Below are 13,106 nucleotides of genomic sequence, written 5' to 3'. Positions count from 1 at the left end.
CGCAGTAAATACTACAATCACTCCGGATTCGCGGATTTGATCATCAACGATTTGATCGGACTGAAACCCCGTTCGGACGATACGCTGGAAATCAAACCACTGCTCGAAGAAAAACGCTGGGACTGGTTCTGCCTGGATCGGGTGCCTTACCACGGAAAAACGCTGACGATTCTCTGGGATAAAACCGGAAAAAAATACGGCAAAGGCAAAGGCTTCCGGGTATGGGCCGATGGTAAGGAAGTCTACCACGGAAAACAGTTAAAAGCCATTCAGACCCGGCTTTAATGCATAATACGAAGCAATCATGCGAACACTTCTCACCGTATTAACCTGCGTACTGATCGCCGGAACGACGCAGGCCCAGCAGTACTTCAACGTCACGGCCTACGGAGCTAAAAAAGACAGCAGTGCCCTGGCGACGCAGGCCATTCAGAAAGCCATTGCCGCCGCCGTGAAGGGGGGCGGTGGCACCGTATACTTCCCCCCGGGGAAATACAAAACGGGACCGATTCACCTGAAGAGTAACATCACGATCCACATCGACGCGGGTGCCGAAATCCACTTTACGGATAATTTCGACGCCTATTTGCCCATGGTCGAATCGCGTTGGGAGGGGACGGACGTGACGAATTTTTCGCCCCTTTTTTACGCTAACCGGGCCGAAAATATTGCCATTACGGGTCGCGGACTGATTGACGGGCACGGCAAAAAGTGGTGGGCGTATTCAGAAATACACGTCAAAAACTCGCCGGGTTCAAAGTGGCAGGACGAGTTTCACCGCCTCAATAAAGACATTCTGCGGCCCGACCTGCCGGGCTGGGTCGAGCGGGGTTTTCTGCGGCCCCCGTTCATTCAGTTCATGCACTGCAAAAACGTACTGATCGAAGGTATTACCATTCGGAACTCACCGTTCTGGACGGTTAACCCGGAATTCTGCGAAAACGTAACCGTCACGGGTGTCACGATTAACAATCCGCCTTCCCCCAATACAGACGGCATCAACCCCGAATCCTGCCGATACGTACACATTTCCAATTGCCACATCAGCGTGGGCGACGATTGCATCACCATCAAGTCGGGCAAGGATCGGGCGGGTCGCAAGATGAACGTTCCGGCCGAAAACCATACCATCACCAACTGTACCATGCTTTCGGGGCACGGCGGCGTGGTGATCGGCAGCGAAATGTCGGGTGGCGTGAAGAAAATCGCGATCTCCAACTGCGTATTCGACGGTACGGATCGGGGCATTCGGATCAAAACCGCTCGCGGCCGCGGGGGCGTGGTGGAAGACATTCGCGTGGACAATATCATCATGAAAAACATTCGGGATCAGGCCATTGTACTCGATATGCAGTACGCCAAAACCAATCCCGAACCCGTTTCCGAGCGGACGCCCGCCTTCCGGAATATCCACTTCAGTAACATCACCGCCGAAGTGAACCGGGCGGGCTATCTGAACGGATTGCAGGAAATGCCCATTGAAAACGTCAGCTTCACGGACCTTCAGATTCGGGCCAAAACCGGATTTCTGATCAAAGCAGCCAAAGACGTATCCTTTCATAACGTCAAGGTCAGTACCCAAACCGGTCCCGCCATTGAGGCCGAAAATGTACAGACGCTGGAAGTCAACGCGGTGAAAACTTACACGCCACACGCCGATACACCCGTGCTGGACCTGACCAACGTTCGCGATGCCTTCATTACGAATGCCTTTCCAGCGGCCGGTACCGAGGTGTACCTGAAAATCAAGGGAGCCGATAGCCGGAATATCACGCTTGAAAGCAACCAGTTTAAAGGCGTAAAAACGCCCGTCTGGAAGTCGAATGAAGTGAAGGAAGACGTGGTACGGAACTAAATGGTTGGGGTATACGCATGAAATTACGCATTTTCTTACTGTTGTTGCTGGGATACACGGCTCAGGCTCAGTCGTATCAGTTGTGGTACACCAAGCCCGCCGTCAAGTGGACAGACGCCTTGCCGCTGGGGAATGGGCGACTGGGAGCCATGGTCTTCGGAGGGGTCGAGAACGATCGCATTCAGTTCAACGAGTCCACGCTATGGACGGGGGAACCGCGTGCCCACGCCCGACCCGGAGCGGCGGCGTATTTGCCCGAAATCCGCAAACTACTGGCCGAAGGCAAGCACAAAGAAGCCGAGCAATTAGCCGAAGCCCATTTCATGGGACTGAAAAGTAACGAGGGCCGCAAGGAAGAATGGCTGGCGTCGGTGAAGGCGGGCAAGGGCGTACAAGGAAATCCGGCGGAAGCGACTTACGACGATTCGGACTGGAAAACCATGCCCGTACCCGCCTACGAAGGCTGGGAAACGGTAGGCTTCGAAGGACTGGACGGAGCCGTCTGGTTTCGGACCACGTTCATCTTACCCGAGAACTGGCAAGGAAAAGCCCTGACGCTCGACCTCAACCGCGTTCGCGATTACGATGTTGCCTACGTCAATGGAAAATTGGTGGGGACGACGAACAGTACCGAACCTCGTAAGTATCAGATTCCCGCCGATGTACTGAAACCCGGCAAGAATGTACTGGCCATTCAGGTGATCAATTACTTCGATAAAGGCGGGATTGCGGGGTACAAGGATACGACTCGCCATTTGGCTCTGTACCCGGCTAATAGCTCCGAGAAGCTTTCCCTGAACGGTAACTGGAAGTACTTTATCCAGAACAGCGAACCACCCGCCGTACCCCACTATCAGGCCGATTATCAGCCGTTTGGTAATCTCAACCTGATCTTCAAAAATCTAACGAACTCGACCAATTATCGCCGTGAACTGAATCTGAATGAAGCAGTAGTCCGGACGCAGTTCAAGGTAGGCGATGTGACGTATACCCGCGAATACCTGACGAGTCAGCCGAAAGGCGTATTGGCGATTCACCTGACGGCCAGTCAGCCGGGACGCATCAGTTTGACGGCAACTCTGAGCAGTCCACATGCCAAGCATAGCGTACGGAAAATCAGCGAACAAACGCTGGCTCTGGCCGTACAGGTACGAAACGGAGCCCTTCGCGGGGAAAGTTACCTGCGAGTGGAAACGAAGAAAGGGACCCGTCGCATCGAGTCGAATCAAGTGGTGATCGAGGGAGCCGACGAAGTGACGCTGTACCTGACGGCGGCTACGAATTTCGTTAATTATCAGAATGTTTCGGGGAATCCGGTGGCCGCCTGTGAACAAACGATGCAGTGGGTAACCGGACAAACCTACGCTCAAATACGACAGGAACACCTGCGGGAATACCAGCCTTATTACCAGAAGTTTTCGGTAGAACTGGGGGCTAACACTGACCAGAAACTGCCGACCGATCAACGACTGGCCCGCTTTTCGGCCGCACCCGATCCTTCATTCATGGCTCTGTACATGCAGTACGGACGCTATCTGCTGATTTCCAGTTCGCGACCGGGCGGACAACCCGCCAATTTGCAAGGACTCTGGAATGACCTGCTGGCTCCCCCCTGGGGCAGCAAGTACACGACCAACATCAACCTTGAAATGAACTACTGGCCGGCCGAGGTACTCAACCTGTCGGCCCAGCACGAGCCGCTGTTTCGGATGATGGATGAACTCGCCCAGACGGGTACGCAAACGGCGAAGCTCCATTACAACGCTCGGGGCTGGGTTTTGCACCACAATACGGACCTGTGGCGGGGAACGGCTCCCATCAATGCCTCCAATCACGGCATCTGGGTAACGGGAGCGGGCTGGCTGAGTCAGCACGTATGGGAACATTTTCAGTATACCCAGGATCTGGATTTTCTGAAAAATCGGGCGTATCCGCTGATGAAACAGGCCGCTCTGTTTTTTACGGATTTCCTGGTAAAAGACCCAAAAACGGGCTGGCTGATCAGTACGCCTTCCAACTCGCCCGAGAACGGTGGGTTAGTCGCCGGGCCCACGATGGATCATCAGATCATTCGCACCCTGTTTCGAAACTGCATTCAGGCCAGCGAACGCCTGCGTACGGACGAGGCCTTCCGCAAAACCCTGCAAACCCAGCTTCAGCAACTGGCTCCCAATCAGATCGGGCGGTACGGACAATTGCAGGAATGGCTGGAAGACAAAGACGATACCACCAATCACCACCGCCATGTGTCGCACCTCTGGGGCGTACATCCGGGCGATGACATTAGCTGGGAAAAAACGCCCGACGTGATGAAGGCTGCCCGGCAGTCGCTGCTGTACCGGGGCGACGAAGGTACGGGCTGGAGTCTGGCCTGGAAAATCAATTTCTGGGCTCGTTTTCGCGAGGGCGAACACGCTCTGCAACTCGTCAAAATGCTGCTGCGGCCGGTATCCGGAGCGGGTGGTTCGTACGTCAATCTCTTCGATGCTCACCCGCCGTTTCAGATTGATGGCAACTTTGGCGGCTCGGCGGGAATGGCCGAAATGCTATTGCAAAGCCATAGTTCCGGTATCGACCTGTTGCCCGCGTTACCCGCGGTACTGGCCGAGGGAAGCCTCCGGGGAATCCGGGCCAGGGGTGGTTTTGAGCTGGATTTTTCCTGGAAACAGGGTAAGCTGACGACGGTAACGGTCCGTTCGCTGGCCGGGCAGCCCTGCGTTTTACGGTATGGCTCGAATGAAGTGCAGTTCATGACGGAAAAGGGCAAAGCCTATAGCTTCAACGGCAAGCTGGAAAAGCAGAAGTAAAGCGTTTCAGCCAGCCGTACATAACCATCCGTCCAGCCCGCGTGGACCGGACGTACTTCCCCTTTGGAATCGATGTATTCAAAACTCATCCTACTGAGTCTGTTCCTGACCTTCACGGCCAGAGGGCAGTCGCGAAAAGAAATTTCCCTGCAGGCGAACTGGCAGTCCACCGCCACGGACGATACCACGGCACACCCGGATTTTTACCGAAGTGACTTCAAGGCTCAGTCCTGGAAAATCGTACAGGTGCCCCACAACTGGGATCAGTACGGCGGCTATCGTCGGAAAGTCAACGGCAATCGCTACGGCGTGGCCTGGTATAGAAAGACATTTACGGTACAGGAAACCGGAGCAGGGAAACGATTCTTTCTGTTTTTTGAAGGCGTAGGGTCCTACGCAACTATTTGGCTCAATGGAAAAAAAATAGGCTACCACGCCGGAGGACGGACTTCGTTCACGCTGGATGTTACAGATTTCATCCGTCTTAACAATCAAACCAATCTACTGGCCGTACGAGCGGATCACCCCGATCAAATTCAGGACTTGCCCTGGGTGAGCGGGGGGAGTTCCAGCGAGCGGGGTTTCTCGGAAGGCTCCCAGCCAATGGGCATTTTTCGTCCGGTACAGCTAATCGTGACCCGTGACGTACGTATTGAACCCTTTGGTGTACACGTCTGGAACGATACCAGTATTTCAGCCACGGCGGCAAAACTGCACGTTCGCAGTGAAATCAAAAACTACGGTACCCGGCCCCGTACCCTGACGGTCGTGCAGCAACTGCTGGATCGCTCGGGCAAAACCGTAACCAAAGTCGAGCAGCAACTGAATTTAAGAGCCGGAGAAACGGTAACGCTTGCGTCACCAGATCTTTCCGTGTCGCGTCCGCAGCTCTGGTCACTCGAGCAGCCGTACCTCTAGCGGCTCGTGACGCAGGTACTGGAACAGGGCCAGCGAATCGATGAACTGACCACACCCTACGGCATCCGACGGGTGAGCTGGGATTTGAGTCCCAACGCGAAAACCCGCTTACGCATCAACGGCCAGCGGGTCTTCATCAATGGCGTAGCCGAGTACGAACATTTGCTGGGCAGCAGTCACGCGTTCAGTGAAGAACAAATTCGCACGCGGGTACGTCAGGTCAAAGCCGCCGGATTCAATGCCTTTCGTGACGCCCACCAGCCCCATAACCTTCGCTATCATCCGTACTGGGACGAGGCCGGAATTCTCTGGTGGCCGCAAATGGCCGCTCACATCTGGTACGATACGCCAGCTTTTCGCCAAAATTTCAAACAGTTGCTGATCGACTGGGTGAAAGAGCGGCGAAACAGTCCGTCGATCATTCTCTGGGGACTCGAAAATGAAAGTACGCTCCCCGAGGATTTCGTCCGGGAATGCAGCGACCTGATCCGGCAACTGGACCCGACGGCTTCTTCCCAGCGAAAAATCACGACCTGTAATGGCGGGAAGGGTACCGACTGGGACGTGCCGCAGAACTGGACGGGTACCTACGGCGGCGATCCCCAGCAGTACGGCGAAGACCTGAAACGGCAGATTCTGGTGGGTGAATACGGGGCCTGGCGAACCATCGACCAGCATACGGAAGGCCGTGGCGTATTCAGCGAAAACCGCATGACGGACCTGATGGAAACCAAAATCCGGCTGGCCGAATCGGTACGGGATCGCACGGCCGGGCATTTTTTCTGGCTGCTCAATTCGCACGACAATCCCGGTCGCGTACAAGGCGGCGAAGGGCTGCGGGAACTGGACCGAATCGGCCCCGTGAATTACAAAGGGCTGTTCACGGCCTGGGAAGAACCGACGGATGCCTTTTACCTGTTCCGGTCCAACTACGCTCCCAAAGAAACCGAGCCGATGGTCTACATCGTGTCGCATACCTGGCCGAACCGCTGGACGACGCCGGGCAGGAAAGATAGCCTCATCGTTTACTCCAATTGCGATGCGGTGGAACTCTTCAATGACGTGAACCACCGTTCGCTGGGTCGGAAAACGCGGCAAGGGGTAGGGACGCATTTTCAGTGGGACGGAGCCGACATTCAAACGAATACCCTCTACGCCGTAGGATACGTCAACGGCAAAGCAGTAGCCACGGACGTGGTGGTCCTGAATCATTTGCCCGAAGCTCCGCATCTTTCGGAAGTAACCGGGAAAGTAACGGCCGCCCCCACGTCTGTACTCCGCTACCTGTACCGGGTCAATTGCGGCGGACCGACGTACACCGATGCCCAGAAAAAGGTCTGGTACGCCGATCAGCGAAAGACGGAGACAAACGCCTGGGGTTCTACTTCCTGGACCGAACAGTATCCGGGAATGCCCGCCTTCTTTGCCAGTCAGCGACGAACGTTTGATCCCATTCGTGGTACGGCCGACCCCAAACTCTTTCAGACTTTTCGTTACGGACGTGACCAACTGGCCTATCACTTCAACGTTCCCGACGGCGAATACCAGGTGGAACTGTACTTCATTGAACCCTGGTACGGCACCGGCGGCGGACTCGATGCCACGGGCTGGCGATTGTTTGACGTCGCCATCAACGACGAGGTACGCCTTAAAAATCTGGACATCTGGAAGGAAGCGGGCCACGATGCTCTGCTGAAAAAAACGCTACGCGTACAGGTGCGGGGCGGGCAACTGACGGTTTCTTTTCCTCAGGTGCTATCCGCTCAGGCGGTCATCTCGGCTATTGCCATTGCGGCTCTGGATACCAAAGCTGTAATTACCCAGCAATCGAGCTCCATTCTGAAGAGTCTCCAAGGAAGCGTTGAATCCTGGCTGGATACGGGGGATGGGTTGTTCGCTGACGAATCCATTCGGGCCGTTTCGTTACCCCCTCATTTGTACGGAGCCACCTGGCTGAAACGGCAGCGAAACGAAGCCGTAACCGTACAGGTCACGGAAGCGGCGGATGTGTTTCTGGCTGTACCCGCGTCGGCATCGCCACTTCCCGGTTTCGAAACCACGGGCACGTTCCTGACGACCGATGAACCCCAGCAGTATTCGGTCGTTCGCAAACGAATGCAGGTGAATGAAAAACTGACGGTGGCGGCGGGCTCCTGGCTGGCCGCACTACCTGTGTACACCCTTGAACCCGCCTACGATCTAAAAGCGGCCACGAGTTACAAAGCCACGCAGGCCCAACCCGTAGGCCAAGGCGTGGGTAAGGAGGTCTTCCTCGACAAAGAGCGGATGGTCTTCAAAAAAGCCAGCGGTGACGTGTTGGAATGGACCCTTGCCGTGGGGGTGGCCGATACGTATTCACTCACGCTTAAGTACCATAATCCAGCTCAGAAAATATTAAAGGTGAGTGTCGAGTTGATCCTCAAAGACGGTACGGTGGTGAAGCCCGCCGAAACGCTGGAGCTGGAACCGTCCAAACCTGGAAAATGGACCTACGTCACTACGAATACAGGAACGATGATCAACGCGGGTACCTACACGCTGCGTCTGAAAACGCTGGATGCCGAGCAGTTATACCTGGATGCACTGGATGTTCAGTAAGGATAAGATGCTATAATTTGATGTAAGAATCATATAAATAATTCGGAAAGTGCTATGGTAACTTTGTGAGAAAGAATAGGGCAAAACCGGGAGTACTCCGAAGAATATAGCCTTTTCGTCTCTATTCGAAGGTGATTTGCCGGGGAAAAGGCAAAAATTGGGAAGCTGCGTACGGTACGGGCGGCAGAAAAGTAGACTTTATCAGGTACAGACCTCTACCGATTGTTATGAAAAATTTGCCTCTGATCGATCTTACGGTTATCGCTCTCTATCTGGGAGCCATGATTGCGGTAGGATTCTGTTTTTCACGGAAAAGCAAAAACGCGGAACAGTTCACCAAAGCCTCCGGCATGATCCCCGGCTGGGCCATTGGTATGTCGATCTACGCGACGTTTCTGAGTAGTAACACCTTTCTGGGTGTACCCGGCAAAGCTTTTGGCGGCAACTGGAATGCCTTCGTCTTTAGTCTATCCATGCCACTGGCGGCGTATACGGCCTCTCGTTACTTCGTTCCTTTTTACCGGCGAACGGGCGAAATCTCGGCCTATACCCACCTCGAACATCGTTTCGGCAGTTGGGCCCGTACCTACGCCGTCGTTTGTTTTCTGCTGACGCAACTGGCCCGAATGGGGTCCATCTTTTTCGGAATTGCTCTGAGTTTACAGGCCCTGACGGGGTATTCCATGGAAATGATCATGATCGTCATGGGAGTCAGTATCATCATTTATACCGTGATGGGAGGGATCGAAGCGGTTATCTGGACGGAAGTGGTACAGGCCGTCATCAAGACCCTCGGTGCCCTGATTATTCTGTACCTCATTATCCGGGAAATGCCGGGTGGTGTACCAAAAATCGTTGAAATCGGAAAGTCGTACGATAAATTTAGTCTGGGTACTTTCTCGCTGGATTTCACGCAGTCTTCCTTTTGGGTCGTTTTGCTGTACGGATTTTTCATCAACCTGAACAACTTCGGGATGGACCAGAATTACATCCAGCGATACCATACTACCTCCTCGGCCCGCGAAGCCTCCCGCTCGCTGTGGCTTTGCGTGGTGCTGTATATTCCGGCTTCGCTGCTGTTTTTTGTGATTGGTTCCTGTCTGTTTGCGTACTATGAAGCTCATCCCGAGTTATTGTTGGCCGTCAAAATGCAGGTAGCCCAGGAGCAGGCAACGGGTGGTACGAGCATGGCACAGGCTCTGGCTAACCTGAAACCTTCGGACTACGGCGACAAAGTAATGCCCCATTTCATGGTAACTAAAATCCCAACGGGGCTGGTCGGACTGATCGTTTCGGCGATCCTTTCCGCCGCAATGAGTACCATCAGTTCGGGGATGAATGCGTCGGCAACGGTATTTTCCGAGGACATTTACAAACGGTACATCAACCCGAATGTCAGCAGCAAACAAAGCCTGCGGTTGTTACACCTGGCAACAGTGGTGGCAGGTATGCTGGGGCTGGGAGCGGGGATCGCCATGATTGGCGTAAAGAGTATTCTCGACATCTGGTGGACGCTCTCGGGTATTTTCGCGGCGGGTATGCTGGGGCTGTTTCTGCTGGGAATTATCAGTCGGCAAACCCGTAACCATGAGGCTATTACGGCTACGCTGATCGGCATACTCGTCATTATCTGGATGACCTTTTCACCACATTTTCCTGAAGAATACGAATTTCTTCGCAGTCCCCTGCATCAGAATATGATCATCGTGATTGGTACCCTGGCGATCTTCCTGACCGGACTGCTGCTGACTCGATTTATACCCACGAAAATTTCTAAAAAACCCGTAGTCGTCTCCTTGCTGGCGGCTCTGTGCCTGTTGCTATAAAGACTTAAACATTTCTCCAAAACATGAAAACTACTACGAAGGGATTCATCCCCGTGATGCTTACGCCCTTTCAGAACGACGGTTCGATTGACTTTCCGGCTCTAACCAAACTGACGAATTTCTACCTGGAAGCCGGAGCCTCCGGCTTGTTCGCCAACTGCCTGTCCAGCGAAATGTTCGAACTGAACGATGAAGAACGGTTAGCTATTATCGCTCATGTGCTGGAAGTAACGCAAGGAGCCGTACCAGTGGTAGCGACGGGTACCTTTGGCGGACCCATTCCACAACAGGCCGAGTTTGTCAGACGGGTACACGACCTGGGTACCGATGCTGTGATTTTGATTTCGGGCTTACTGGCCGATGAGCAGGATTCGGATGAGGTGTTCAATGACCGCGTGACTGAATTGCTGAATCTGACCGAGCACATTCCGCTGGGTTTTTATGAATGTCCAGTACCGTATAAACGTCTGATTTCTCCGGAACAACTCAGGAGTTTCGTCGGCACGGGAAGGGTCATTTACCACAAGGATACTTGCCTGGATCTGAAGCAGGTGAAAGAAAAACTGAGTGTTACCGACAATGCCCATTTTGGCTTATACGATGCCTATATGGTTCACGCGGTGGATTCGCTTAAGGCTGGTTCGGCGGGGTTGTCTTGTATTCAGGGTAACTTTTCACCGGAACTCATCGTCTGGCTTTGTGAGAACTATGATTCTTCGGATGAGCAAGTACAGAAAGTACAACAATTTCTCATTGATAACATGGATGTGATGCACAACGTATACCCCATCGTTTCCAAATATTTTCTGCAAAAACGTGGACTTAATATTTCTACGTTTACCCGACGTAACGTAGGGGTTCTAACACCCGAGATCTACAAAGAAGTAGAAAATCTGTATTCGAATTATAGTCAGTTGAAGGAAGAACTCGATCTGAAAGCTGTGTATTAGTAGCTGTTTAATTTACGCGGTGTAAATACTTGCGTTTGTACTCTAATGGCGTAACACCCGTTACTTTTTTAAAGTGCCGGTAAAAGTTGGAAACGTTGTTGAATCCGCAGTCAAAACAAATGACTTCCGTCGGTACTTTATTCTCGACCAAAGCTCGACAGGCGTGACTAATTCGTATTTCGATTAAAAAGTCATAGTAGGTCTTATTGGTTAATAGTTTAAAGTACCGACAAAAGGAAGTGACACTCAAGTTACTGATGGACGAAATTTCTTCCAGCGTAATATCTTTTTTATAGTTCGTCAGTGTATACGCACAGACTTTATTTAATCGTTGCGTATCCATATCATTGGATTGATAAAACGCACTTTGACTACTTACAATAGCAGTATATTCGTCCGTCTCCGCTAAGGTTTTCAGAATCTTTAACAAAAGAATAATTTTATCGAGATCCGTTGCAGTAGTAGCGGCGTACATTAATTCGATCAGTTTTGCCTTTACTGCTCCGGTCATTACCATGCCGCGTTTGGCTTTCTCGTATAATTTAGGGATCAAATAAGCTTCTGGTAATTTTAATAAGTAATCGCCCAGGCAATCGGGTAAAAAATGAATGACAATCGCTTCCACGTTCAGCTCTGAATCGGACTGGTAGTACTCTTCCTTACAACGCCAGGTATGCGGTAAGTTTTCACCTAATAGTACAATTTCACCTTCCGAAAAGTTGCTGATGTTATCACCGATGAATCGAACACCTTCGCCTTTTACTACGTAGTGTAATTCCAGCTCGGGGTGGTAATGCCAAATCGTGCCAAAATTAGGTTTAATGTCGTGACGAATACTGAAGGAACTCTCCAGTTTTACGGGGACTTTATGAAATAGAGGCTTCATGTACGCAAGGCGTTAATCGGTTTTCTTAGAGGTTTAGCTTCGTCAGTAAGGAACTTAGTAGGATTGACTTGCAATCCTGTCAAATCTTGCCCTTCCCAGCTATTGATCAATTGAACAAAATACGCTCGCATTACTAAAATATTTTAGTAATGCGTTTTCTATAGTCGCATCTATAAGGAACTGAATTACAGAGCTATATGATCTTTCTTGTAAAAAGACTTTACGACTTTCGTTCAGAATAGCACCTGAAAACTTAAGCAAATGCAAATATAATAATTCAAATGAATTCTATGATAATTTCCTATAATAAGTTGATAAGAATTAGGACTGTTGTATGATTAGAAAGTGCAAAATTTGTACTATTCAAATATGTCTTGAGCGAAATATCTATAAAATCTTACGAGGTAAGCCGATTTAACCTATTGTATGGCTTAAGTAAGTATGAATTCATATTCCTATAAACTGCCCGATGGAGTAAGGGTGTTTATAAAAATAAAAGACTTTATGTAAGAGCTAAGGTAAGCAGTGTATTTCTTGTAGAAACTATTTTAATTGTATTGATTCAGATGAAAAAATTCTTTGTAACCATCGCAGTACTTGTGGGTATTAGTCTGGGCGTGAAAGCTCAGTCTACGCAACAGGATGCCGAAACCTATACCCGTACTATTACCAGACGAGCTGATAAAATTGTTGCCACATTACATACGCCTGATTCAATACAAGTACGAGCCATTATTGTTGACCAGTATCGGCAGTTGAATACAACGCATGACTTATACAACGCTCAGATTAAACAAATTAAAGCGGCAACGGATCTTTCCAAAGAAATACAAGAAGTTAAGATTAAACAGACTGAAGAACAGCGAATGAGAGCTTTAGAAAAAGCCCATTCTTTATATTTATCCAAGTTGGGAAAAGTACTTTCAGATCAACAGGTAGAGGCAGTGAAAGATGGTATGACCTATGGGGTATTGCCTATTACTTACAAAGGATACCAGGAAATGCTGCCGGAATTAACGGAGGATCAAAAAAAGCAAATACTGGCGTATTTAACCGAAGCTCGTGAGCGTGCCATGGATGCTGAGTCTTCGAATAAGAAACACGCTTGGTTTGGTAAATACAAAGGTAAAATTAATAACTACCTATCGGCTTCAGGCATTGATATGAAACAAGCCAGCAAGGCTTGGGAAGAACGTATTGCTCGAGAAAAAAATAAAGTTAATTAAGTAAAGACCTTCCCGCTATACTATGATGCTACTTCTTTAC

9 protein-coding genes are annotated in these 13,106 nt (G+C 50.9%); 8 read left to right on the top strand and 1 reads right to left on the bottom strand.

What is annotated here, in order from left to right; all coding sequences use genetic code 11:
* The 7 genes from ACOJTG_RS20320 to ACOJTG_RS20290 all read left to right on the top strand — a co-directional run.
* Positions 1 to 285: glycosyl hydrolase family 65 protein (locus ACOJTG_RS20320; protein WP_420155492.1), on the top strand; the 285-nt coding region annotated here is incomplete at its 5' end.
* Positions 286 to 304: 19 nt separating this feature from the next.
* On the top strand, positions 305 to 1,855 hold the full coding sequence (locus ACOJTG_RS20315; RefSeq protein ID WP_420155491.1) for a glycoside hydrolase family 28 protein: 1,551 nt from the start codon (positions 305 to 307) through the stop codon (positions 1,853 to 1,855).
* 17 nt (positions 1,856 to 1,872) lie between these two features.
* Positions 1,873 to 4,662, top strand: a complete 2,790-nt coding sequence (locus ACOJTG_RS20310; RefSeq protein ID WP_420155490.1) for a glycosyl hydrolase family 95 catalytic domain-containing protein — start codon at positions 1,873 to 1,875, stop codon at positions 4,660 to 4,662.
* Between the two features lie 72 nt (positions 4,663 to 4,734).
* Positions 4,735 to 5,580, top strand: a complete 846-nt coding sequence (locus ACOJTG_RS20305; RefSeq protein WP_420155489.1) for a sugar-binding domain-containing protein — start codon at positions 4,735 to 4,737, stop codon at positions 5,578 to 5,580.
* A 6-nt stretch (positions 5,581 to 5,586) separates the two neighbouring features.
* Positions 5,587 to 8,178, top strand: coding sequence for a malectin domain-containing carbohydrate-binding protein (locus tag ACOJTG_RS20300; protein WP_420155488.1), 2,592 nt, complete (start codon positions 5,587 to 5,589; stop codon positions 8,176 to 8,178).
* Between the two features lie 227 nt (positions 8,179 to 8,405).
* On the top strand, positions 8,406 to 10,004 hold the full coding sequence (locus tag ACOJTG_RS20295) for a sodium:solute symporter (RefSeq protein ID WP_420155487.1): 1,599 nt from the start codon (positions 8,406 to 8,408) through the stop codon (positions 10,002 to 10,004).
* 23 nt (positions 10,005 to 10,027) lie between these two features.
* Complete coding sequence (locus ACOJTG_RS20290) at positions 10,028 to 10,954, top strand: dihydrodipicolinate synthase family protein (protein WP_420155486.1); 927 nt, start codon at positions 10,028 to 10,030, stop codon at positions 10,952 to 10,954.
* Positions 10,955 to 10,961: 7 nt separating this feature from the next.
* Here the strand turns inward: ACOJTG_RS20290 and ACOJTG_RS20285 are convergent, their stop codons facing one another.
* Positions 10,962 to 11,840 carry an AraC family transcriptional regulator gene (locus tag ACOJTG_RS20285; RefSeq protein ID WP_420155485.1) on the bottom strand — a complete coding sequence of 293 codons (879 nt, stop codon included), beginning with the start codon at positions 11,838 to 11,840 and terminating at the stop codon, positions 10,962 to 10,964.
* A gap of 566 nt (positions 11,841 to 12,406) precedes the next feature.
* Between ACOJTG_RS20285 and ACOJTG_RS20280 the strand changes: the two genes are divergently transcribed.
* Positions 12,407 to 13,066, top strand: coding sequence for a DUF3826 domain-containing protein (locus ACOJTG_RS20280; RefSeq protein WP_420155484.1), 660 nt, complete (start codon positions 12,407 to 12,409; stop codon positions 13,064 to 13,066).
* Positions 13,067 to 13,106: the final 40 nt, after the last annotated feature.

Source organism: Siphonobacter sp., from assembly GCF_048595215.1.
Lineage (GTDB): Bacteria > Bacteroidota > Bacteroidia > Cytophagales > Spirosomataceae > Siphonobacter.
This window is presented reverse-complemented; position numbering and strand designations above follow the sequence as displayed.

Coding starts and splice junctions, on each gene's coding strand:
- ACOJTG_RS20315 (WP_420155491.1), top strand. CDS start 305: ATGCGAACACTTCTCACCGTATTAACCTGCGTACTGATCGCCGGAACG.
- ACOJTG_RS20310 (WP_420155490.1), top strand. CDS start 1,873: ATGAAATTACGCATTTTCTTACTGTTGTTGCTGGGATACACGGCTCAG.
- ACOJTG_RS20305 (WP_420155489.1), top strand. CDS start 4,735: ATGTATTCAAAACTCATCCTACTGAGTCTGTTCCTGACCTTCACGGCC.
- ACOJTG_RS20295 (WP_420155487.1), top strand. CDS start 8,406: ATGAAAAATTTGCCTCTGATCGATCTTACGGTTATCGCTCTCTATCTG.
- ACOJTG_RS20290 (WP_420155486.1), top strand. CDS start 10,028: ATGAAAACTACTACGAAGGGATTCATCCCCGTGATGCTTACGCCCTTT.
- ACOJTG_RS20285 (WP_420155485.1), bottom strand. CDS start 11,840: ATGAAGCCTCTATTTCATAAAGTCCCCGTAAAACTGGAGAGTTCCTTC.
- ACOJTG_RS20280 (WP_420155484.1), top strand. CDS start 12,407: ATGAAAAAATTCTTTGTAACCATCGCAGTACTTGTGGGTATTAGTCTG.